Below are 21200 nucleotides of genomic sequence, written 5' to 3'. Positions count from 1 at the left end.
GCGCCGCCCGCCTCAGGAATCCCTCGAGTACCCGTCAGTAGAGGTCCTGCCCGACGCCGCCGGCGCCGCCGGTCCCGCCGGTCCCATCCGTCCCGCCGAAACTGTCGGCCTCGCCGGTCTCCCCGTCCCCGGCGGACACGACCGCGCCGACCAGCACCGGCAGCGCTGCCGTGACGTCCGCCGCGACCGGGACCTGCACCCGCACCACCGGACCGCCGCCGACCCGGGCGAACCCGCGCCCGGGGGGCAGCACCGCCGGACCGCCGATCTCCAGCGTCCCGCCGAACAGCGCGGTGGACGCCCCCGGCGGCAGCTGCCCGAGCCCGACCCGGGCGTGCGCCTGGTTGCGCACCGTGGCGCGCAGCTCGGAGACCCGTTCGGCCCGGCTGGAGACCACCACGGTCACGCCGGTCGTCCGGCCCGCCCGCATCAGGTCGGCCAGCAGGTCCTGCGGGTCGGCGAGCCCGGCGCGCCCGGCCGCCTCGCCGAGCGAGGCCAGCTCGTCGACGAACAGCCACAGCGGCTTGGCCAGCTCGGTCATCAGCGTGTCCTCGGTGTCCCCGAGATCGCGCAGCCGCTCGGCGCGGCGCGTGGACTCCGCGCAGACCCAGTCCAGCAGGTCCATCGCCGCGGCCGGCTGGGACTCCACGCGCAGCACGCCGTCCCGACCGGAGAACTCGTCGAAGTGCCCGGTGTGCTCGGCGTCGATCGCGGTCACCAGGTGGCCGTGGCCCAGCGCCTGGGCAGCCAGCGAGCGCAGCAGGTTCGACTTGCCGCTGCCCAGCACCCCGGCGACCAGCAGGTGCGGCTCGGCGGCGAACCGGCCGTGCCGCCAGACCACCGGCGCGAGCTCCACCACCGGCACCTCGCCGCCGGGCTCGGCGGACAGCTGCACCGGGATCAGGCGCGCGGTCGAGGTCGGGTCGGTGAAACCGAGCACGTACTCGATCTCGGCGACCTTCCACGGCTGCGCCGGGATGCCGATCGGCAGCGGCGGCAGGATCCGGACGGCGAGCTTGTTGCCCTCCTCGTCCCAGTCGTAGAGGTACTCGTTGGACTGGCCGATCTTGCCCTCCAGGGCCCGCTCGACCTTGGCCCGGGAGTCGGATTCGCCGTCCTTGAAGAAGGGGGAGTACTGGATCTTGAGCGAGACCAGCCGGTCGCCGTCGTCGAACTCCCACTCGGTGAACCCCGAGCGGTACCCGCCGCCGGGCTTGAAGCGCTCGTCCGGGTCGTGGGCGTCCATCAGGTAGGGGACCAGGCCGTTGTACGCCGACTGCAGCCGGGCGACGTGCGCCTCGCTCTCCGGGTCCTTGCCCGGGTCGGGCCGGTCCCGGCCCAGGTAGGTGGCGCCGGCCGCCCAGATCGCGAGCAACAGCAGGACGCCGTACGGCTGGAAGCCCACGGCCACCGCGCACACGGCGAAGACGAAGACGACGAGGTCCCGCCACTCCTTGTGCTTCTCGTGCCCGCCGGCCTCGGTCCAGTACGTCTTGGCGTCCGCGGCCATCTGCCGGGTCCCGCGGGTGAGCACCACCAGGGGGTGCCCGATGTCCAGCACCCGCGCCTTGGCGCGCTTGGAGGCGTGCCGGGTGGTATTCGAGTAACGGCCGACGGCCTCCGTGATCGGATGGTCACGGAAGCCGCGGGCCAGGCGCTGGATGGGGTTCTCCGACCCCACCGATCCCGCCATAGGTGTTCGACCCCTTAACTAGCTGTTCGACGCCGGATCAGCTCTCGCCGTGCCCCTGCCTAGAAGTGCAGGTTGCTGATGAAGCTGGCGATGGAGGCGCCGCTCTGCTTGATGTTCGGGGCGATCGAGGTGGACGCGAGATAGAAGCCGAGCAGTGCGCACACGATCATGTGCGAGACCTTGAGTCCGTCCTTGCGGAACAGGATGAAGGTGATGATGCCCAGCAGCAGCACACCGGATACCGAGAAGACCATGACAGCGACTCCTTCGCCTGCGAGTGCCCGGCGTTTTCTGGTCGCCGTGCGTGAATCTCTACCTAGTGATGCGGTCGGCTATGGAGAGTGGCCGTCGCCCGGGTCGGCGGGGCCATTCGTTCCCGAAGGGAGATGAAAACCAGATTCAGATGAAGCTCACAGTTGGATTCTCGCCCAGCGGGTTCGGCTTTTATAGCTGGAATGCGGTCCGGAGCGGTGAAGATTCACCCGAGCGGCGCAGCTTGCAGGGCGCGGACGGAACGCGAGTACGAACGCGTGGGACCGGTGGGAACCCCGGGGTGGACGAGGCCTGATCCGGGCGGGAAGAGCGCGGGGGAAGACGCCTGGTTGCCAAGACCGGCTCAAAGGCTTGAGTCGTTCCAGCCGATGGATACCGGTCGGAATTGGCGGCCGGCCTGAGATATCGCGTGTATTGAATGACTTACTCGAAAATGCGGGCCCTGACGCGAGCCGTCATTTCGGGGCGACGGCCCACTCGCCGCGCTTCATCACGCCTCGTACTTCCAGCTCGTCGTCGAGCACCACCAGATCGGCGAACTTGCCGGCCTCGATCGAGCCGACCTCGTGGTCCAGGCTCAGGGCGCGCGCGGGGGTCAGCGAGGCGGACACCGAGGCCTCTTGGATCGTCAGGCCGAGCTCGCGCACGGCGCGCCGGACCGCGACGTCCATCGTCAGGGTGCTGCCGGCGATCGAGCCGCCGCCGGCCAGCCGGGCCACGCCCTCGGTGACCTCCACGTCCAGCGCGCCGAGCCGGTACATGCCGTCGGGCTGGCCGGCCGCGGCCATGGCGTCGGTGATCAGCGCGACGCGGTGCGCGCCGACGGCGTTGTAGACCATGCCGATCACCGCGGGGTGCACGTGGATGCCGTCGTTGACCAGCTCGACGATCACGTTCTCGTCCTCGATCGCGGCGACCACCGGGCCGGGCTCGCGGTGGTGGACGCCGGGCATCGCGTTGAACAGGTGGGTGGCGACCCGGGCGCCGTGGGAGAAGGCGTCGTTGGTGATGCCGTAGCCGCCGTCGGTGTGCCCGACCGCGGCGATCACGCCGGAGTTGGCCAGCAGCGCGGTGGCCTCGATGCCGAAGTCCAGCTCCGGCGCCAGCGTCACCATCTTCACCGTGCCGCGCCCGGCGGCCAGCAGCGGCCGCAGCAGCGCCGGGTCGGGCACGCGCAGCAGCGCCGGGTCGTGGGCGCCGCAGCGGGACTTGGAGATGAACGGGCCCTCCATGTGCAGCCCGGCCAGCAGCCCGTCCTCGACCAGGCCGGCCAGGTCGGACAGGTAGTGCTGCAGGTCGTCCAGGTCGGTGGAGACCGTCGAGGCCATGATCGTGGTGGTGCCGTGCCCGCGGTGGAAGGCCGCGGCGCGCACCGCCTGATCCACGTCCCCGGAGCTGAAGGCGGCGCCCCCGCCGCCGTGGGTGTGCATGTCGACGAAGCCGGGCAGCAGATAGCGTCCGGCCAGGTCTATGGACGCCTCGTGCGGGTCCGTGCCGGACGGTTCGGGCACCGAGCCCCGCGGGCCCACCTCGGCGATGCGGTGGCCGTCCAGGCGGAGCCAGCCGTCGGCGCGCACGCCGTCGGGGAGGACGATCCGGGCGTTCGTCAGCAGTGTCATCGCAAACCTGTCGGGATGAGGGGAGCGGGCAGAGCCGGGTGCGTCCAGCCGGTGATTGGTATAGACCTGTAATCGACGGACCCACGGTACGCCATGGGCCCGGTGAAGCGCTGTGTGGGTCCGCGGCCGTACTCTGTCCTGCATGAACACCAGCGAGCCCGGGGGCGGATTGACAGACCGGGACCGCGCGATCCTGGCCTTCGAGAAACAGTGGTGGCGCAACGCCGGCAGCAAGGAGCAGGCGATCCGGGAGCGGTTCCAGATCTCTGCGACCCGCTACTACCAGCTGCTCAACGCGCTGCTCGACGACGAGGCCGCCCTGGCGTTGGAGCCGGAGGTGGTCAAACGCCTGCGACGGCTGCGCGCCGCGCGCCAACGCGCCAGGTCCGGACGGGTGAAACGGGTCGCCGACATCGGCTCGGACCCCGACGGGGAGCCCCCGCCTGTGTCTAATGAGGGGCATGACCAGGACCGAGCCGCTTGACCGGGAGTCCGCCGCGGACGCCTGGGATGCCTGGGACGCCGGAGCGGCGCGGCCCGACCGCCTGGTGTACCGGGACCGCCTGGGTGTGGTGAGCGAGGGACGGCCGATGAGCCGCCCGGCGCTGCTCGCCGCGGTTGTCGCGGTGTGCGGGACCGGACTGCTGGCCGGGCTGGGACTGTTCGGAGGCACGACGCCCAAGCCGCGTCCGGCGGCACCGGCGGCGGCCGTGCTGCGGGACGCCGATCCGGCGGGCGCGCGGGCCGGCGGGTCGGTGCCGGAGCAGCCGGTGCATCGCGTGCGCACACATCATGTGACGAAGCATGCTCCGCACAGCCTCCATGCGGTACATGAGGCGGCCCGCAGGGCGCACACGACATATAAGAAGTCAGCGGTTGATATGAAGTCCGCGGCCAAGAAGTCGGCAGCGCATAAGGGGAGTGCCGGACCCGGCGCTCCACACAGCGCCATCCGACACTCCCCGGTCCAAGGGCGGCTCAGGCCTGCCGGGCCTCCGGCCACCGCGCGGCCCGCAGCGCCTTCTGGGACACCGCGTACAGCACCGCGACCGACATCAGCAGCGACAGGCCCAGCAGCGTCGCGGTAGGCGAGAACCACTGGAGCGTCGCGCTGGCCACCAGCATTCCGGCCGGCATGCCGATCAGCAGGAACATCTCCAGCGCGGCGGCCGTGCGCCCGCGCTGCTCGTCCGGCACCGCCTGCAGGATCAGCACGTTGACCATCACCACCGCGGACGGGATGACAGCGCCGCCGATCGCGAGGAACACCGCGTCCGCCAGGGGAGCCGCGAAGAACGTCATCCCGAAGTTGGTCAGCGCGAAGACCAGGCACGCCACGATCAGCAGCCACCCCGGCCGCAGCACCTTGTGCAACGGCTTCACCAACGCCGTCCCGCCCAGCCCGCCGAGCGCCATCGCGGCGACGACCAGCCCCGTCGTGCCGGACCCGGCGTGATGCTGCTGCATCCGCACCACCAGGCTCAGGAAGACCGGGTAGCCGGCGGTGTTCACCAGGCACAGCGCCAGCGTGGTCGCGCGCATCACCGGGTCGCGCATGATCGTCTTCAGGCCGAGGAGGGCGCCTCCGTGCTCTGCTGTGGGGGCGGGGGCGGCGTCGTTGTCGGAAGCGCCGGCGTCGCCCTGGTCCGCAGCGACCGTCACAGACTTCGGCAGCTTGAGCAGCACCACGGTGAGCAGCGAAACCAACCCGGCGAACGTCGCGAACAGAAACGGCAGCGCCCGCGAGATCCCGAACATCGCCCCGCCCAACGGCGGCCCGGCCAGCTCACACCCCTGCTGCCGCACCTGCTCGGCGGTGAGCGCGGCAGAAATCTGCTCCGGCGCCACAACCTGCCGCAGCAACAACGTCCGAGCCCCGGCGAAGGGCTGAATGGCACCGAGCGCAGCGGCGGTGAGCAGCAGATGCCAGAAGGTCAGCGCCCCGACGAAATAGGCGACAGCCACCGATCCCGCCGCCACCACCCGCACCGACTCCGACAGCAACAGCATCCGCCGACGGTCCTTGCGGTCCATGAGCTGCCCGACCGGCAACGTCGCCAGCACGGACGCGATCAGCTGCACGGTCGCGAACAGCCCCGCCTTCAACGGCGACCCGGTCAGCGCCAGGATCACCAACGGGTAGGCGATGTCGGCGGTGCTCAGCCCGAGGAGGGCGGAGACCGCGCCGCCCCACAGGAGGTTGAAGTTGCGGTTGCGGCGCAGCGGGAGCAGCTCGGGGGCGGCGGCCGCGGCAGGCGACGCGGCCGTGTCAGGAGCCTGAGCAGACCCGGCGGCGAGCGATGCCGTGGATTCGGCGGCGGGCGACCCGGCGGTGGCGAGGGCGGTCGTCGGGCCGGTTCTGCCTTCGCCGTGCGCGTCGGTCTGCCGGCCCATGTGCTCGGGCATCGCGTCCATCGTTTGCGTCGCCTCCATTGCCGTGTCCCCCGCCGGCTCGAGCGCTGTTGCGGTCATCGTGAACCCTCCCTGATTCATGAACGTTTGCGTCAGCGCGACCATTCACACTCTCACCATCATTCACGCTTGAGTGAATGATGACGCATCCGTGAGCATCTGGCAAGATGGAGCGCATGGGCAGCGATGAAACGAGCTCTGACCTGGCCGGAGCGCTCCATGTGACGCGCCGTGCCATCGCGGACGCCAAGGCCGATGTGCGCGGCGCGCTCCGTGAGGTGCGGGCGGAGGTCTCCGATGCGCGCGAGCAGGTGGCGTTGCTGCAGGAGGTGGTGCGGACCGTCACCGATATCGACACCATCAAGGCGCTCGCCGATCCCACGCGGTTGGCGATTCTGCGTTCGCTGTCCCGGGATCGGGTGCCGAAGTCGGCGAAGGAGTTGGCGGAGGATCTCGACCAGCCGCAGACCAAGCTCTATCGGCATCTGAAGGTGCTGCAGGAGGCCGGGCTGATCGAGGCCGCTGAGACGCGGGTGGTCTCCGGCATCGTCGAGACCAAGTACCGGGCCATGCAGGCCGGGCTGTCCATCAACCCCGGTGAGAACATCGACGCGACCCGGGAGGCGATGCACGACATCATCGCCGGGAGCCTGAACGACTACCGCGACCGGATGTTGCGCGCCGTCGAGCTCGACCTTCCGGAGCTGGACGAGGAGTCGGCGAAGAAGCGCGGCATCGTGATGAACCTGTCGGCGACCGTCTCCGAGGCGAACGCCGACGACTTCCAGCAGCGCCTGGAGGCGCTGATCGCCGAGTTCGACGATTTCCCGCGCGACCCCGACGGCGTCCGGGTCGAGGGCCTGGTCTCCTGGTTCAGGCCCAAGCCCGCGGGTCAGACGGATCAGACGGATCAGACGGGTCAGACGGAAGACCGTCCCGACCCCGGATCAGCGTCCGCATAGGCGGCCGCTCCACCACGGTGACGTCGGTCGAGCGCGGCGCGAACCCCTCGGCCTCGCGGTGGAACTGCGTCATCAGCGTGTGGGGGCGGGCGTCGTCCCCGCCGGGCACTATCCGGCCGTCGCGCTGGAGCCGCTCCCACGCGACCTGCATGATCTCGCTGGCCATCCGGCCCAGACCCGCGTCGTCCTGGTGGTGGTGCAGCCGGACCCCCACGTCGACCTGCGCCATGCCGTCCAGCCCGACCAGCGCCAGGGTGTCGATCAGCATCGCGGTCTCGACGCCGTAGCCGGTCGGGAACGGCAGCCGCTCCAGCAGCGAGCGGCGCGCCGCGTACTCCCCGCCCAGCGGCTGCACGAATCCGGCCAGCAGCGGCCAGTGCAGGTTCAGGATCGGCCGCGCCACGAGCTCGGTGACCCGGCCGCCGCCGGCCGGCAGGACCGCCGAGCCGGCCACCAGCGGCCGGTCGTACATCGCCTTGACCAGGTGGATGTCCGGATCGCACAGCAGCGGTCCGAGCACGCCGGTGACCACCGTGGAGGAGAAGGACTTCAGGTCGGCGTCGACGAAGCAGATCAGGTCGCCGGTGGTCGCCGCCAGGGAGCGCCACAAGACCTCGCCCTTGCCGCGGACCGACGGGATGGCGGGGAGGATCTCGTCCCGGTGCAGCACCTTCGCCCCGGCCGCCGCCGCGTTCTCCGCGGTGCGGTCGGAGGAGCCGGAGTCCACCACCAGCAGTTCGTCGACCAGCGGCACGGCCTCGACCAGGTCCTCGCGCACGGTCGCGACGATCGCGCCGACCGTCTCCTGCTCGTTCAGCGCGGGCAGGACCACGCTGATCCGCGCCCGGGCTGCCTCCTTCGCGGCCAGCAGCCGCTCGAGCGGCCAGTCCGACGCTTGCGAGGAGCGCGCGGCAAGCCACCGCTCCACCTCTTCCAGCACCGGGGTTCTCCACTCTGAAATCGGCTTCGGCGACCACTTCCAGAGTAGGCGACCGGGCCGACCCGCCGTCGTCTCGGGATCCGGACGGGTAGGTCCCACCAGGCCGCCGGAGGCTTACGCTCCTAAGGAACAGCTCGATCCACAACTTAATAAGCGCTCATCCAGAGGAGCTGAGGGACCGGCCCTACGACGCTCCGGCAACCATCCGTTCTGCCACCTCATCGTGGCACGGCGCGGTGCCAACTCCGGCCCACCCGGCAGCCGCCGAGCCGTGGGAAAGATGAGGAAAGGAACCTCGCGTCATGTCCGGCACCCTCTCTACGGCCGCCCCCTTCGGTTCGGCCGCGCACCTGTCCTGTCGTGAGTGCGGCCACACCACAGACCTCGGCCCGACCTTCGCCTGCGAAGAGTGTTTCGGCCCGCTGGAGATCTCCTACGACTTCGGGACCGTCACCCGCGAGCAGATCGAGGCCGGCCCGGCCTCCATCTGGCGCTACGCCCCGCTGCTCCCGGTCCCGGCCGACGTCGCCACGCGGCCCACCACGAACCCCGGCTGGACCCGCCTGGTCCGCGCCACCAACCTCGGCCGCGAGCTCGGCCTGACGAACCTGCACGTGAAGGACGACTCCGGGAACCCGACGCACTCCTTCAAGGACCGCGTCGTGGCGATCGCCGTCCAGGCCGCCCACGCCTTCGGCTACACCACCTTGTCCTGCTCCTCCACCGGCAACCTGGCCGGCGCGGTCGGCGCCGCGGCGGCGCGCGCGGGACTGGACTCCTGCGTCTTCATCCCGTCGGACCTGGAGAAGGAGAAGATCGTCGTCGCCTCCGTCTACGGCGGCCGGCTGATCGCCATCGACGGGACCTACGACGAGGTGAACCGCTTCTGCAGCGAGCTGATCGGCGACGAGCTCGGCGAGAAGTGGGGCTTCGTCAACGTCAACCTGCGGCCGTACTACGCCGAGGGCTCCAAGACGCTGGCGTACGAGATCGCCGAGCAGCTCGGCTGGCGGCTGCCGGAGCAGATCGTGGTCCCGGTGGCCTCCGGATCGCAGCTCACGAAGATCGACAAGGGCTTCCGCGAGCTGGTCAAGCTCGGCCTGGTCGAGGACACCCCCTACAAGGTGATCGGCGCCCAGGGCTCCGGCTGCGCCCCTGTCTCGCAGGCGTACAAGGACGGCATCGACGTGATCCGCCCGGTCAGGCAGCCCGACACCATCGCCAAGTCGCTGGCGATCGGCAACCCGGCCGACGGTCCCTACGTGCTGGACATCGCCCGGCGCAGCGGCGGCACGGTCGAGGACGTGACCGACGACGAGATCCGCGCGGCCGTGAAGCAGCTGGCGCGCACCGAGGGCATCTTCGCCGAGACCGCGGGCGGGGTGACCGTCGGAGTGCTGAAGAAGCTCGCCGACGCCGGCCGGCTGGACCCCGAGGCGCTGACCGTGGTCATCAACTCCGGCGACGGGCTGAAGACCCTCGACGCGGTGTCCGACTGCGGGCCCACGGCGACCATCAAGCCGTCCCTGGACGCCTTCCGCGCGACGCTCTGACCCGAGTTGTTCGCGCAATCTTCATCGGCATGATGCCCCAACCGGGGATCGAGTAAGGAGCATGGCTATGAGCATCACCGTACGGATTCCCACCATCCTGCGTACTTACACCGACGGCAAGGCCGAGGTGTCGGTGGCAGGGGGTACCCTGGCGGAGGTGATCGATCAGTTGGAGGCCGACCACACCGGGATCCGCGCGCGCGTCCTCGACGACGACGGCAAGCTGCGGCGTTTCGTGAACGTCTATGTCAACGACGACGACGTCCGCTTCGCCGAGGGACTGGGGACCGCGGTGCCCGCCGGCGGCAGCGTCTCGATCATCCCGGCCGTCGCAGGGGGCTGATGCGGCGGGGCTTTCGCGCGCTCGAAACAGGACCGGTTCCCGTATCGTTATCTACTCACCGTGAACAGGGCGAGAAGATACGCGGGGATCGGTCCGCATTTGTCGGCACACCGCTTACGAACCTCTGAATAATCTCTGAGCTCCAGGCCTGTTGTACCGAACGTCACATTGGCTAGTCTCAGCGCCGGTCGAACGATTCGGCGAGATCCCTCCAGCTCAACCCTCTTGGTACGGCGGGTGGTACGGCGGCGAACGCAGACCCTGGCCCGCGGGGTGCGGGCTGGAAATGGGGTGGGGTTTCCAACAGGGGGTAGCCCACTCCGTCTAGAGCCGGCAGCAAGGGGAGTACGGAATGGCTCAGGGTACCGTCAAGTGGTTCAACGCGGAGAAGGGCTACGGGTTCATCGCGGTCGACGGCGGGTCGGACGTCTTCGTCCACTACAGCGCGATCCAGATGGACGGCTACCGCAGCCTGGAGGAAAACCAGCGCGTCGAGTTCGAGATCTCGCAGGGCCAGAAGGGTCCGCAGGCCGACATGGTCCGGGTCATCGTCTGACGAGTCATCGTCCGACGCCGCCGGCGACCACACATCGACGCAGGTTCCCACCACCGGGTCGCGACCTTTCACACGCTTCGCGCCGCCGCCCGACCGGCAGGGCTCCGCACCACTGTATTTCAGGGCCCACTCCCGCCTCACACGGGGGTGGGCCCTGAAGCTTTCCCGGGGCGGCTTGCACTCGCCCACCCAGAGTGCTAATCATGGACCTTGGCAGTCTCACACCGAGAGTGCCAAGTGAGAGAACCTCTCAGGCGAGGTCCGGACAACGTCCGCCGGCAGGGACCGGACGGACGGCGGGCCGTCCGTCGCGGGCGCCTGGCGGTTCGCCAAGGAATCCCTGGTGTGGGAGGTCTGTACCACAATGTCGAAGATCATCGCGTTCGACGAAGAGGCCCGTCGCGGTCTCGAGCGCGGCATGAACCAGCTCGCGGACGCGGTCAAGGTGACCCTCGGCCCGCGCGGGCGCAACGTCGTGCTGGAGAAGAAGTGGGGCGCCCCCACGATCACCAACGACGGTGTGTCGATCGCCAAGGAGATCGAGCTCGAGGACCCGTACGAGAAGATCGGCGCCGAGCTCGTCAAGGAAGTCGCCAAGAAGACCGACGACGTCGCGGGCGACGGCACCACCACCGCCACCGTGCTGGCCCAGGCGCTGGTCCGGGAGGGCCTGCGCAACGTGGCCGCCGGGGCGAACCCGATGGCGCTCAAGCGCGGCATCGAGGCGGCTGTGGAGGCGGTGTCCTCCGAGCTGTCCGGGATGGCCAAGGACGTCGAGACCCGCGAGCAGATCGCCGCGACCGCCTCGATCTCCGCCGCCGACACCGCGATCGGCGACATGATCGCCGAGGCGATGGACAAGGCCGGCAAGGAAGGCGTCATCACCGTCGAGGAGAGCAACACCTTCGGTCTGGAGCTGGAGCTCACCGAGGGCATGCGCTTCGACAAGGGCTACATCTCGCCCTACTTCGCCACCGACCTGGAGCGGATGGAGACGTCCTTCGACGACCCCTACCTGCTCATCGCGAACTCCAAGATCGGCAACGTCAAGGACGTCCTGCCGATCCTGGAGAAGGTGATGCAGAGCGGCAAGCCGCTGGTCATCATCGCCGAGGACGTCGAGGGCGAGGCGCTGGCCACCCTGGTCGTGAACAAGATCCGCGGCACCTTCAAGTCCGTCGCGGTCAAGGCTCCCGGCTTCGGCGACCGCCGCAAGGCGATGCTCGGCGACATCGCGATCCTGACCGGCGGCCAGGTCGTCTCCGAGGAGGTCGGCCTGAAGCTGGACTCCGTCGGCCTGGAGATGCTGGGCAAGGCCCGCAAGGTCGTGGTGACCAAGGACGAGACCACGATCGTGGACGGCGACGGCGACAGCGACTCCATCGAGGGCCGCAAGAACCAGATCCGCGCCGAGATCGAGAAGTCGGACTCCGACTACGACCGCGAGAAGCTGCAGGAGCGCCTGGCCAAGCTGGCCGGCGGCGTCGCGGTGATCAAGGCCGGAGCGGCGACCGAGGTCGAGCTCAAGGAGCGCAAGCACCGCATCGAGGACGCCGTGCGCAACGCCAAGGCGGCCGTCGAGGAGGGCATCGTCGCCGGCGGCGGCGTGGCCCTGCTGCAGGCCGGCCGCAAGGCCTTCGAGAAGCTGGACCTGGCGGGCGACGAGGCCACCGGCGCGAACATCGTGCGCCTGGCCCTGGAGGCCCCGCTCAAGCAGATCTCGGTCAACGCCGGCCTCGAGGGCGGCGTCGTGGTCGAGAAGGTGCGCGGCCTGGAGTCCGGCTTCGGCCTGAACGCCGCCACCGGCGAGTACGTGGACATGATCAAGGCCGGCATCCTCGACCCGGCGAAGGTCACCCGCTCCGCCCTGCAGAACGCGGCCTCCATCGCCGCGCTGTTCCTGACCACCGAAGCGGTCATCGCCGACAAGCCGGAGAAGGCCGCGGCCGCGGCCGGCGGCGGCATGCCCGGCGGCGACATGGACTTCTGAGCCCCGGCTCAGAACCCCGCGCAACGGTAGGACGCGTAGGACGCAGCACACGAAAGGCGGCTCCGGCTTCGGCCGGGGCCGCCTTTCGGCGTGTTCGGGCTCGGGCGGGTGGCGACACTGACGGGTGAAATTCTCCATTCGCTGGATCGCGGATTGCCTGCGAGTGCAAGCCTTCGAGGGTGATCACAGCAGCACATTCCGATGCCCACGGTGGCAGTCGACGGTCCCTGATGGCGGTCTCCGCGCAAGAACGGCAGCTCTTTCACGAGTTCGACGCGGAGCTTCACCCCAACTACCGCGCAGAACTCATCGCCGGACGGATCGTGGTCAGCCCGCCACCGCCTGGGTCGCATGCGGAGGTTCTGGCGAAAGTGACCAAGCAACTGATCCGTGATGCGGCAGTCGACACCGAGATCTCGGGCCATCGAGGCCTGGAAACGCCCTTCGGCAACTTCATCGCGGACTTGACCGTCGCCGAACCCGGCTCGTTCGCTGGCGCGCCGTCGTGGGGCACGTCTGCCGGGAGTCTCATGCTCGTCGAGGTGACCTCGTCCGCGCCGGAGGATGATCGGGAGACCAAGCGTTGCGCGTACGCCGCGGCGGGTATCCCGATTTACCTGCTGATCGACCGCGATCGGCGAGAGACCGTCCTGTTCAGCCAGCCCGATGTCGAAGCCCAGGACTACCGCGCGGACATCCGCGTCCCTTTCGGCACAGACCTCGAACTCCCCGCGCCGTTCTGCTTCGTCCTGACCGATTTCGCGCCGCGGGCCGGCTGATTCCGCCGGGCGCCGGCCTGTTGCCCGTATCCGAGTGCCGGGCGGGCCTTGTTCGTATGTCAGCTCTCTGGCGTAATTGGAGGGTCGGCGTGACAGACGGGATCGCCCAGGGTCGAGAGGACGGCATGCCCCTAGGTCCGCGTGGGCGTCATCGCTTCTTTCGGTGGCTGAATCGTCCGCGGCGGTTGGTGCGGCTGAGTGCGGGGCAGCGGCGGCGGTTCATTTTGGTGGTGGGGAACACCATTGTCACGTCTGGCGCGATCATTTTGCAGGTGTCGGCGCGGGGGAACCTCGTCGTGTGGACGCTGGCGCTCATTGCGGTGTCGCTGATCACGGGGATTCTGGCGATCGGGACTGAGTGGCTGATCTCGGAGGGGGCGGAGAAGAAGGCTTCTGAGGATCGGCGGGCGGGGTGGCCGGATTCGCGGGTCGTTGACGGCGCCGCGCCTTTGAGTCTGGAGTTGCCGCCGGCTGATGAGCAGTTCGTGGGGCGGCGGCTGCAGCTAGATCAGTTGCGGGACATGTTGCGGCGGACGGCCAACGACGGGCGCGGGGCGCCGGTGCTGGCCTTGTACGGCATGGGCGGCGTGGGCAAGACCTCGCTGGCGGTGCAGTTCGCCGAGGAGGTGCGCAGTGAGTATCCCGGCGGGGTGCTGCATCTCTCGCTCAGTGCCGGCGGGACCAGCGGGCTCGACGCGCCGGATCCGGCGACGGCGCTCGGCCGGCTGCTCGCCGCGCTCGGGGTGCGGGCGGGGGAGGTGCCTCCGGAGGAGGAGGCGCGGCGGCGGCTCTACTTCGACCGCCTCGTCGGACGCCGGGTGCTGGTCGTGCTCGACGATGCGAAATCCGCCGCGCAGGTGCGTCCGCTGCTGGCGCGGGTGCGTGGCTGCGCGACCGTGATCACCAGCCGGCGTCCGTTGGGGCTGCTGGAAGCTGTGCCCTTCACGGTCGGCGGCCTCGACGACGACTCCCTGCGCGAACTCCTCATCCGCCACGTCGGCGCCCGCCGGGTCGAGGAGGAGCCCGACGCCGCGCGCCAGATCATCCGCGCCTGCGGCGGTCTGCCGCTCGCGCTGCGCCTGGTCGCCGCCCGGCTGGCCGCCGACGGCCACCGCACGCTGGCCGAACTCGCCGACCGGCTCAGCCTCGACGAGTTCCGCTCCGGCGACGTCCGCGTCCGCGACGCCATCGAGGTCTCCTACGCCGAGCTCAGTGCCCGCAGCCGCCAGGCCTTCCGGCTGCTGACCCTGTTCCCCTCCATATCCCTGCGCGAGTGGGCTCCGGCGCCGCTGCTCGACATCCCGGTCGCCGACGCGCTGGAGGTCATGGAAGACCTCGTGGAAGCGCAGCTTCTGGAACGTGCGGCGCGTGGCGGGTCCAACGGCACCGAGTACCGCTTCCACGCTCTCGTCCGCGAATACGCCGAGGAACGCCTCGCCGCCGAGGAGACGCCCGAGGACCAGCGCGTCGCCCTGGCCCGGCTCGGCGGCGCCTTCCTCGCCCTGGCCGAATACGCCGAGCACCTCACCGACCCCACCGTCCCGCGCCACGGCCGCGACGGCGGCGCGCTGCCTTCCAGCGCCGAGCACTGGCACGTCGACGACCCCGCCCTGCTCCGCTACGCCGAGTACGGACCGACCCGCTGGCTGCTCGGCGACTGCCGCCGGCTGGGGCGCATGGTCGAGCGCACGCACGAGGCCGAGCTGTGGGACCTGTGCTGGGAACTGTCGGTGGTGCTGGCCCGGGTGCTGGAGACCGTCTACACCGTCTGGAACCGCTGGGACGACGTGCTGCGCAACGGCCTGGACGCCGCCGCCCGCCGCGGCGACCGCCGTGCCGAGTCGATCATCCAGCAGGGCTACGGCGTCCTGCGCCACTACCAGGACCGCTTCGACGAGGCCGAACAGCACTTCACGATCGCGCTGCGGCTGTGCCGCGAGATCGGCCACCGCCCCGGCGAGGCCTACACCCTGCGCTGGATAGGCCGCGGGCACTACTTCGCCGGCCGGTTCGCCGCCGCCGTCCACGAGCTGGAGCAGGCGCTCGAACTGTCCCGCGCGCTGGGCAACAAGCTCGCCGAGGCGCGCGTCCTGCGCGATCTGTGCGAGGCCTACGCCGGACTGCGCCGGTTCACCGACGCCGAGGAGGCGATCCGCGCCGCGCTCGCGCTGTTCGAGGGCGACGCGGTGGACCAGGGCGCGGACTGGGACGTGCGCCAGCCCGCCGAAGCCGCGCGGGCCCGCCGCGACCTCGGCGTGCTGCTGAACCGCCGCTACAAGTTCGCCGAAGCCGAGCAGCAGCTGACCTCGGCCGTGGACACCCTGACCGAGCTCGGCCACTGGTACTGGCGCGCCTCGGCGGTCTTCGACCTGGCCATGCTCCGCCTGCGCCAGCACCGGCCGATCGAGGCCGAGGCGCTGATGTGGCAGTCCTTCGACACCTTCAACGACTCCGGCTACCGCTACTGGACCGCCGTCGTCGCCCGCCGCCTGGCGATGCTCCGCCTGGAGCAGGGGCGTGTCGAGGAGGCGGTGGAGCTGATGATGCCGGTGCTGGAGACGTTCCAGCACCTGGGCCTCGGCCTCTGGGAGAGCTACACGCTGCGCGTCCTGGCCTGGGCCCGCCGCGAGGAGGGCCGCCTGGACGTCGCCGACCAGCACCTGGAGGACGCCGCCGCACTCGCCGAGCGCTACCAGGACCCGTGGGGCTTGATGCGCGTGCACTGGATGCAGGCCTCGGTGTGGATGGCCCAGGGCCGGACGACGGACGCCGTGCGCCTGTACCGGGACGCGGCGGCCACGGCGGCGCGCTACGAGGAGCCGTGGCAGGAGGCTGAGATCCTCGCCGATCTCGCGAAAGCCCTGCGCGCGACCGGCGACCGTGCGGCGGCGGCACGGGCCGAGGCCGAGGCGAAGGAAGCGGCGGCGAGCTTCGAGATGCAGCAGGCCGGGACCTCGCGGCGGATGCGGCGGGGATGGCGGCGCTGGCGGTCGCGGACGATGGTGCGGTCGCGGCGGCGGGCTTAGAGCAGGGCTTTCGGCTTGTGTATTGATGGTTGGCTACGGCTTGTCACCGGCGACGTTCATCAGGGCACGCATACAGCCGCCGGATCCGTTTGCTCAGGTGCGGTGCCCCGGCTGAGCTTGTGGCGCTGGGAAGCGCCGCGGGGCAATAGGATCGCAGGGTTCTGACCCGGCGCTTCCCGCCAGGGGCGCCGGGTCCGGCATGCCTGGGGCTGAGGTGCGTCCGCGTCTTGCTAGCCGGCGTCGCGGGGGCGCCTCGGGTGTTTGGGACGGCGCAGTCCGGCTGCTGTCAACCGCTGGAGCAGCTCACGGGAGCGAACCGGTGTGGCGCCGGCCGCGATCGCCTTGTCGTAGAGCGTGGATGGCAGGTCGTAGTGGTCGCGCTCGAAGCCGCGCGGCGGGACGCCCAGCTGCTCGGCGAACGCGTGCAGCTCCGCGAACGAGGTGTCGCTCACCAGGTGCGACCACAGCCGACCGTGGCCGGGCCAGGTCGGCGGGTCGATGAGGATCACGCCGTCATCAAAGCACATCGGTGGTCGCGGCGGCCCTCATGGCTTCCACGTCCGCCGCCACATCCGCTTCCACCAACGCGGCGTTGATCTGCGCGGCGGTCATCGTCGCCGCGCCGGCCGCCGCGATGACCCCGTTGGTCGGGTCCGCGACGTTGCCCGCGGCCCACACGCCGGGGACCGACGTGCGCCCGCCGATTCCCGTCGAGACCCAGCCGGTCTCCGGATCCTTCTCGCACCCGAGCGCGTCCAGCAGCGTTCCGTTGGCTTCGAAAGCCGGCACCAGGAACACGGTCTCGCGCTCGACGCGCGTGCCGTCCGCCAGCTCCAGCGCGCTCAGCCGGCCCTCGCTCGTGACCAGTCGCCGCAGCGGCTGCTCCTCGACGCGCACCCCGCGCGCCGTGAGCTTCGCGCGGTCGGCGTCGTCGAGCGGCTGGCCGTTGAGGAAGTACACCAGGTCCGCGCTCCACTGCCGGAGCAGCAGGGTGTGGTGCGTCGAGAACGGTCCGGTCGCGACCGTCGCCAGCGCGCCGTCCCGGACCTCCCAGCCGTCGCAGTAGGGGCAGACGTGCACGTCCCGCGCCCACAGCTCGGCCAGGCCGGGGATGTCCGGCAGCACGTCGGTCAGGCCGGTGGCGACCAGCAGCTGCCGTCCGGTGGCGGTGCAGCCGCTGGCGAGCGTGACGTGGAATCCCTCCGCGGTGCGCTCGGCCTTCTCCGCGAAGTCGGTCACGATCACGCCGCCGTAGGACAGCACCTCGTCGCGGCCGTGCTCCAGCAGCTCCAGCGGCGGCATGCCGTCCCGCGACAGGTAGCCGTGCATGTGGCCGGCGTTGGCGTTGCGCGGCGCGCGGGCGTCGACGACGAGGACCCGGCGGCGTGCGCGGCCGAGCATCAGCGCGGCGGACAGGCCTGCGGCACCGCCGCCGATGATGACGACGTCGTAAGTCTGGCTCTCGTTCTCGCTGTGGTTCTCGTTCTGGTTCGCGTTTTCGTTGAGCTGATCAGTGCTGATCGGGGAAGACATGCGATCACCTCCGCCACCGACGATGCGCTTCCGGCCCGTCGGGTGGCAAGCCACCTTGCCGACTTGGCAAGTCGAAGGGGAACCCGCTACCGCTCCAACTCGGCGATCTCAGCACTCAGATTCGCCCGAGCCTTGGCGTCATACCGCTCCACCGCGACCGGCGTGCGGAACAGCTGCGGCAGCTCCAGCAGCCCGCGCAGCACCGCGGCGCGCCCCGGACGGAAAAGCTCGTCAGGTACCTCCGCGTACTCCTGCCGAATCGCTTCCGCGTAGGCGCCGTACGCCGCCGCATCGCCGCCGAGCACCGCGAGATCCGCGTCGCAGAGCACCGCGCCGTTCCGGTCTCCGTCGGCGACCGCGTGCCCCTTCGTCAGCCGCACCAGCCGCGCGACCTCCGCGACCTGCTGCTCGGGCACGCCCAGGGCCGGCAGCTCCGTCTCGGCCAGCTGCGCGCTCAGTTCCTCGTTGTCGGCGCTCGCCGCGCCGCCGTCGTAGACCGCGTCGTGGAACCACGCCGCGTACCGCACCGCCGCGACGTCCTCGGCGTGGTCGCCGAACTCGTCCACGCCGTCCAGCACGCGGACCAAGTGGTCCAGGGTGTGGTACCGGCGGTGGGGTTCGGCCCAGCGGGCGATGAGCTCGTCGCCCAGGCGGATGCTCTCCGGGGTGATGCCCGCCAGGGTCAGCCAGCGATCATGCAGCGTCAGCGCCATGGTCGCAGCCTACGCCGATCGATCACGACCGCAACGCCGCTTTCCGGGCGTCCCAGGCGGTCGCCGAGCCCGCGGCGCGCGCCGCCATCGCCGTGCAGTCCTCGAGGCTCCGCGCCGCCAGAGCCGCCCGCACCTCCGCGATCGCCGAGGGCGCCATAGACAAGGAGCGCACTCCCAGCCCGACCAGGACGCAGGCCAGCAGCGGGTCGGCGGCGGCCTCGCCGCACACCCCGAGCGGCTTGCCGGCCGCCGCGCCGGCGCTCCCGGCCGCGCCGATCAGCTGCAGGACCGCCGGATGCCACGGGTCCTGCAGCGCCCCGACGGCGCCGAGCACGCGGTCGGCGGCCATCGTGTACTGCGTCAGGTCGTTGGTGCCGATCGAGGCGAAGCCGGTGCGCCCGGCCAGGATCGCCCCGGCGGTCAGGGCGGAGGCGGGGGTCTCGACCATGATGCCGACGCGGCCGCCGGCCACGTCCAGACCGCAGGCGGCGGCCAGCTCGCAGAACCACTCCGCCTCGGTCACCTCGTCGACCATCGGCGCCATCACCCAGACCTCGGGGGCGCTGGTCCCGGCCGCCTCGCGGATCGCCAGCAGCTGCGTGCGCAGGATCGCCTCGTTGCGTCCTCCGAAGGCGCGGAACGCGCGGAGCCCGCGGACGCCCAGAGCCGGGTTCGGCTCCTCGCCGAGCCGGACGAACGGCAGCGGCTTGTCCGCCCCGGCGTCCAGGGTCCGCACCACCACGCGGGTGTCCTCGCCGAACGCGTCGAACACCTCTTTATAGATCTTGACCTGCGCGTCGAAGGTCGGCGGTTCGTCCGTGTCCAGATACAGGAACTCGGTCCGGAACAGGCCGACGCCCTCCGCGCCGGACACCAGTGCCGCCGGCACGTCCTCGGGACCGCCGATGTTCGCCAGCAGCTTCACCGGCGTGCCGTCCGAGGTCCGTCCCGGTCCGGTGAGCGCCGCCGCCGCCGCGTCCGCGCAGCAGCGCGCGATCGCCGCCTCCATCGCCTCGGTCGAGGGATGCGCGACCACCGTCCCGGCCGCGGCGTCGACCAGCACCGGCGTGCCGTCGGTCAGCGCCAGGACCCCGGCGGCGCCGACGACGGCGGGGATGCCCATGGCGCGGGCCAGGATCGCGGTGTGCGAGGTCGGGCCGCCCTCGGCGGTGACCAGGGCCAGGACCAGGCGCCGGTCGAGCAGGGCGGTGTCGGCCGGCGCGAGGTCGGCGGCGAGCAGGACATAGGGCTCCTCGCGGCACGGCGGTCCCGGCACCGGCACGCCGGAGGCGACGGCGACCGCGCGGGCGGCGATGTCGTCGAGGTCGGCGACGCGGCCGGCCATGTAGTCGCCGAGGGCGGCGAACGTCTCGTGGAACACGGCGAAGGTCTCGTGGACGGCGCGGGCCGCGGTCTTCCCGGCGTCGGTGCGGGACCTCACGCCGTCCGCCAGCTCCGGGTCCTCGGCGATCATGGCCTGGGCTTCCAGCACGTCGGCGGTGGCGCCGCCGGCCGCCGTGCCGCGGGCGCGCAGGTCGGCGGCGACCGCGGCCAGCGCGGCGAGGGCCTTCGCGCACTCCTCGGCGGGGTCGCCCGCGGCCGGGACGTCCGGCGGCTCCGGCGGCGCCTGGCCCATGCGGGCGACCGGTCCGGCGACCGCGGCGGTGCCCACGCCGACGCCCTCGTACTCGGCTGTTTCCGCCGTCCGCACCGCCTCGGACCGCTCGAGCCCTGAGGACGCCCGCTCACCCATCGAGGTTGGTCTCCAGCAGCTCGGCCAGCTCGTCCACGGCCGCCGCCGCGCCCTCGCCGTCGGCGGCCAGCGTGACCCGCTCGCCGCCGCGCACGTCCAGGGACATCACCGCGAGCATCGACTTGGCGTTCACCGGCTTGCCGCCGTCCTTAGCCAGGGTCACCGGGACCGGGAGCTCGCTGGCCTTCTTCACGAAGACCGCCGCGGGGCGGGCGTGCAGCCCCACCTTGGAGGCCACGGTCACGGTGCGCTGGGGCATTCTTCAGGGTCCTTAGGGTCCGGGGCGGGTCAGCGCCAGTGGAACAGCTCGTCGCCGGCGGCCACGGCGCCGTTGACGATCGCGTCGATCGCCGCGGACTCCGCGTCCAGCGCGATCACCGGGCTGACCGGCGACAGCCCGCCGGCCTCGACCTCGGCCGGGTTCCAGGTGACGATCGGCTGGCCGGCCCGCAGCTGCTCGCCCTCGACCGCGATCAGCTCGAAGCCGCGGCCCTCCAGGTTCACCGTGTCGATGCCCAGGTGGACCAGCACGCCGCGGCCGTCCGCGGACTGCACGACGAAGGCGTGCGGCTTGAGCTTGACCAGCCGGCCGGCGATCGGGGCCACGGCGACCTGCGGCGCGCGCTCGGGATCGACGGCGGCGCCGGGGCCCACCATGGATCCGGCGAACACCGGGTCGGGGACCTCGGCCAGGCCGATGGCGGTGCCGGTCAGCGGGGAGGAGATGTAGATGTCCATGGTGCTCACTGGTGCTCGGGGCGCTTCTCGCCGATGGGTGCGCACGCGCGGGGCCGGTGCCGGGGCGGACGCACCGCTACATCAGGTCCTCGATGTCGTTGGCGATGGTGTCCGCCTCCGGGCCGACCACCACCTGCACGTTGTTCCCGACCTTCATCACCCCGTGCGCCCCGGCCGCCTTCAGCACGGCCTCGTTGACCTTGGAGCCGTCGCGCACCTCGGTGCGCAGCCGGGTGATGCAGGGTTCCAGCTCGACGATGTTGTCGGCGCCGCCCAGTCCGGCGATGATCTGCTCGGCCTTGCTCACGGCAACTCTC

General features: G+C 71.0%; 20 protein-coding genes and 1 riboswitch. Of the genes, 8 read left to right on the top strand and 12 right to left on the bottom strand.

Annotation, left to right across the window (positions count from 1 at the left end; translation table 11 throughout):
• Nucleotides 1-34: 34 nt before the first annotated feature.
• The 3 genes from CACI_RS40180 to nagA form a co-directional block, all read right to left on the bottom strand.
• Nucleotides 35-1693: an ATP-binding protein gene (locus CACI_RS40180; RefSeq protein ID WP_015796680.1), complete on the bottom strand. Its 1659-nt coding sequence runs from the start codon at nt 1691-1693 to the stop codon at nt 35-37.
• Between the two features lie 59 nt (nt 1694-1752).
• Nucleotides 1753-1947 carry a hypothetical protein gene (locus CACI_RS40175; RefSeq protein ID WP_015796679.1) on the bottom strand — a complete coding sequence of 65 codons (195 nt, stop codon included), beginning with the start codon at nt 1945-1947 and terminating at the stop codon, nt 1753-1755.
• Nucleotides 1948-2421: 474 nt separating this feature from the next.
• Nucleotides 2422-3585: an N-acetylglucosamine-6-phosphate deacetylase gene (gene nagA / locus CACI_RS40170; protein ID WP_015796678.1), complete on the bottom strand. Its 1164-nt coding sequence runs from the start codon at nt 3583-3585 to the stop codon at nt 2422-2424.
• A gap of 142 nt (nt 3586-3727) precedes the next feature.
• On the opposite strand from nagA, the gene CACI_RS40165 reads away from it, so the two are divergent.
• Complete coding sequence (locus tag CACI_RS40165) at nt 3728-4069, top strand: DUF3263 domain-containing protein (protein ID WP_015796677.1); 342 nt, start codon at nt 3728-3730, stop codon at nt 4067-4069.
• Nucleotides 4070-4563: 494 nt separating this feature from the next.
• Here CACI_RS40165 and CACI_RS40160 read toward each other — a convergent pair whose 3' ends face one another.
• Entirely contained in the window at nt 4564-6057 is a 1494-nt protein-coding gene (locus CACI_RS40160) for an MFS transporter (protein ID WP_143765586.1), read from the bottom strand.
• A gap of 116 nt (nt 6058-6173) precedes the next feature.
• Here CACI_RS40160 and CACI_RS46765 point away from each other — a divergent pair, with 116 nt between their 5' ends.
• Nucleotides 6174-6959: an ArsR/SmtB family transcription factor gene (locus tag CACI_RS46765; protein WP_190276688.1), complete on the top strand. Its 786-nt coding sequence runs from the start codon at nt 6174-6176 to the stop codon at nt 6957-6959.
• On the opposite strand, the gene CACI_RS40150 is transcribed toward CACI_RS46765, so the two are convergent.
• The gene (locus CACI_RS40150) at nt 6871-7899 is read right to left on the bottom strand and encodes a glucosyl-3-phosphoglycerate synthase (protein ID WP_015796674.1); all 1029 of its coding nucleotides are present in this window, start codon (nt 7897-7899) and stop codon (nt 6871-6873) included. The two genes, CACI_RS46765 and CACI_RS40150, sit on opposite strands and share 89 nt — an antisense overlap.
• 154 nt (nt 7900-8053) lie before the next feature.
• Nucleotides 8054-8186, top strand: a riboswitch (SAM riboswitch).
• A gap of 15 nt (nt 8187-8201) precedes the next feature.
• Here CACI_RS40150 and thrC point away from each other — a divergent pair.
• The 6 genes from thrC (at nt 8202) to CACI_RS40120 (ending at nt 16146) form a co-directional block, all read left to right on the top strand.
• Entirely contained in the window at nt 8202-9452 is a 1251-nt protein-coding gene (gene thrC, locus CACI_RS40145; protein WP_015796673.1) for a threonine synthase, read from the top strand.
• 67 nt (nt 9453-9519) lie between these two features.
• A complete protein-coding gene (locus CACI_RS40140; protein WP_015796672.1) occupies nt 9520-9795 on the top strand; it encodes a ubiquitin-like small modifier protein 1 in 276 nt (91 codons plus the stop codon).
• Nucleotides 9796-10147: 352 nt separating this feature from the next.
• The gene (locus CACI_RS40135) at nt 10148-10351 is read left to right on the top strand and encodes a cold-shock protein (protein WP_015796671.1); all 204 of its coding nucleotides are present in this window, start codon (nt 10148-10150) and stop codon (nt 10349-10351) included.
• Nucleotides 10352-10715: 364 nt separating this feature from the next.
• Complete coding sequence (gene groL, locus CACI_RS40130) at nt 10716-12341, top strand: chaperonin GroEL (protein ID WP_015796670.1); 1626 nt, start codon at nt 10716-10718, stop codon at nt 12339-12341.
• A 230-nt stretch (nt 12342-12571) separates the two neighbouring features.
• Nucleotides 12572-13120, top strand: coding sequence for a Uma2 family endonuclease (locus CACI_RS40125; RefSeq protein WP_015796669.1), 549 nt, complete (start codon nt 12572-12574; stop codon nt 13118-13120).
• 230 nt (nt 13121-13350) lie between these two features.
• Entirely contained in the window at nt 13351-16146 is a 2796-nt protein-coding gene (locus CACI_RS40120) for an ATP-binding protein (RefSeq protein WP_190276687.1), read from the top strand.
• A gap of 230 nt (nt 16147-16376) precedes the next feature.
• Here the strand turns inward: CACI_RS40120 and CACI_RS40115 are convergent, their stop codons facing one another.
• The 7 genes from CACI_RS40115 to CACI_RS40085 form a co-directional block, all read right to left on the bottom strand.
• Nucleotides 16377-16673, bottom strand: a complete 297-nt coding sequence (locus CACI_RS40115; RefSeq protein WP_015796667.1) for a DUF4031 domain-containing protein — start codon at nt 16671-16673, stop codon at nt 16377-16379.
• On the bottom strand, nt 16663-17679 hold the full coding sequence (locus tag CACI_RS40110; RefSeq protein WP_015796666.1) for an NAD(P)/FAD-dependent oxidoreductase: 1017 nt from the start codon (nt 17677-17679) through the stop codon (nt 16663-16665). Before CACI_RS40110 ends, CACI_RS40115 begins: the two co-directional genes overlap by 11 nt.
• A gap of 86 nt (nt 17680-17765) precedes the next feature.
• Nucleotides 17766-18392, bottom strand: a complete 627-nt coding sequence (locus tag CACI_RS40105; RefSeq protein WP_015796665.1) for an HD domain-containing protein — start codon at nt 18390-18392, stop codon at nt 17766-17768.
• Between the two features lie 22 nt (nt 18393-18414).
• Nucleotides 18415-20145: a phosphoenolpyruvate--protein phosphotransferase gene (ptsP, locus tag CACI_RS40100; protein WP_015796664.1), complete on the bottom strand. Its 1731-nt coding sequence runs from the start codon at nt 20143-20145 to the stop codon at nt 18415-18417.
• The gene (locus CACI_RS40095; RefSeq protein ID WP_015796663.1) at nt 20138-20404 is read right to left on the bottom strand and encodes an HPr family phosphocarrier protein; all 267 of its coding nucleotides are present in this window, start codon (nt 20402-20404) and stop codon (nt 20138-20140) included. Before CACI_RS40095 ends, ptsP begins: the two co-directional genes overlap by 8 nt.
• Before the next feature lie 29 nt (nt 20405-20433).
• The gene (locus CACI_RS40090) at nt 20434-20883 is read right to left on the bottom strand and encodes a PTS sugar transporter subunit IIA (protein WP_015796662.1); all 450 of its coding nucleotides are present in this window, start codon (nt 20881-20883) and stop codon (nt 20434-20436) included.
• A gap of 76 nt (nt 20884-20959) precedes the next feature.
• A complete protein-coding gene (locus CACI_RS40085; RefSeq protein ID WP_015796661.1) occupies nt 20960-21190 on the bottom strand; it encodes a glucose PTS transporter subunit EIIB in 231 nt (76 codons plus the stop codon).
• Between the last annotated feature and the right edge of the window lie 10 nt (nt 21191-21200).

Source organism: Catenulispora acidiphila DSM 44928 (genome assembly GCF_000024025.1).
Lineage (GTDB): Bacteria > Actinomycetota > Actinomycetes > Streptomycetales > Catenulisporaceae > Catenulispora > Catenulispora acidiphila.
This window is presented reverse-complemented; position numbering and strand designations above follow the sequence as displayed.

Excerpts from the sequence above, each read along its gene's own strand:
- CACI_RS40160 (WP_143765586.1), bottom strand. The coding sequence starts at position 6,057 with ATGACCGCAACAGCGCTCGAGCCGGCGGGGGACACGGCAATGGAGGCG.
- groL (WP_015796670.1), top strand. The coding sequence starts at position 10,716 with ATGTCGAAGATCATCGCGTTCGACGAAGAGGCCCGTCGCGGTCTCGAG.
- CACI_RS40095 (WP_015796663.1), bottom strand. The coding sequence starts at position 20,404 with ATGCCCCAGCGCACCGTGACCGTGGCCTCCAAGGTGGGGCTGCACGCC.
- CACI_RS40105 (WP_015796665.1), bottom strand. The coding sequence starts at position 18,392 with ATGGCGCTGACGCTGCATGATCGCTGGCTGACCCTGGCGGGCATCACC.
- thrC (WP_015796673.1), top strand. The coding sequence starts at position 8,202 with ATGTCCGGCACCCTCTCTACGGCCGCCCCCTTCGGTTCGGCCGCGCAC.
- CACI_RS40090 (WP_015796662.1), bottom strand. The coding sequence starts at position 20,883 with ATGGACATCTACATCTCCTCCCCGCTGACCGGCACCGCCATCGGCCTG.
- CACI_RS40180 (WP_015796680.1), bottom strand. The coding sequence starts at position 1,693 with ATGGCGGGATCGGTGGGGTCGGAGAACCCCATCCAGCGCCTGGCCCGC.
- CACI_RS40125 (WP_015796669.1), top strand. The coding sequence starts at position 12,572 with ATGGCGGTCTCCGCGCAAGAACGGCAGCTCTTTCACGAGTTCGACGCG.
- CACI_RS40110 (WP_015796666.1), bottom strand. The coding sequence starts at position 17,679 with ATGTCTTCCCCGATCAGCACTGATCAGCTCAACGAAAACGCGAACCAG.
- CACI_RS40135 (WP_015796671.1), top strand. The coding sequence starts at position 10,148 with ATGGCTCAGGGTACCGTCAAGTGGTTCAACGCGGAGAAGGGCTACGGG.
- ptsP (WP_015796664.1), bottom strand. The coding sequence starts at position 20,145 with ATGGGTGAGCGGGCGTCCTCAGGGCTCGAGCGGTCCGAGGCGGTGCGG.
- CACI_RS40175 (WP_015796679.1), bottom strand. The coding sequence starts at position 1,947 with ATGGTCTTCTCGGTATCCGGTGTGCTGCTGCTGGGCATCATCACCTTC.
- CACI_RS40115 (WP_015796667.1), bottom strand. The coding sequence starts at position 16,673 with ATGTGCTTTGATGACGGCGTGATCCTCATCGACCCGCCGACCTGGCCC.
- CACI_RS40140 (WP_015796672.1), top strand. The coding sequence starts at position 9,520 with ATGAGCATCACCGTACGGATTCCCACCATCCTGCGTACTTACACCGAC.
- CACI_RS46765 (WP_190276688.1), top strand. The coding sequence starts at position 6,174 with ATGGGCAGCGATGAAACGAGCTCTGACCTGGCCGGAGCGCTCCATGTG.
- CACI_RS40165 (WP_015796677.1), top strand. The coding sequence starts at position 3,728 with ATGAACACCAGCGAGCCCGGGGGCGGATTGACAGACCGGGACCGCGCG.
- nagA (WP_015796678.1), bottom strand. The coding sequence starts at position 3,585 with ATGACACTGCTGACGAACGCCCGGATCGTCCTCCCCGACGGCGTGCGC.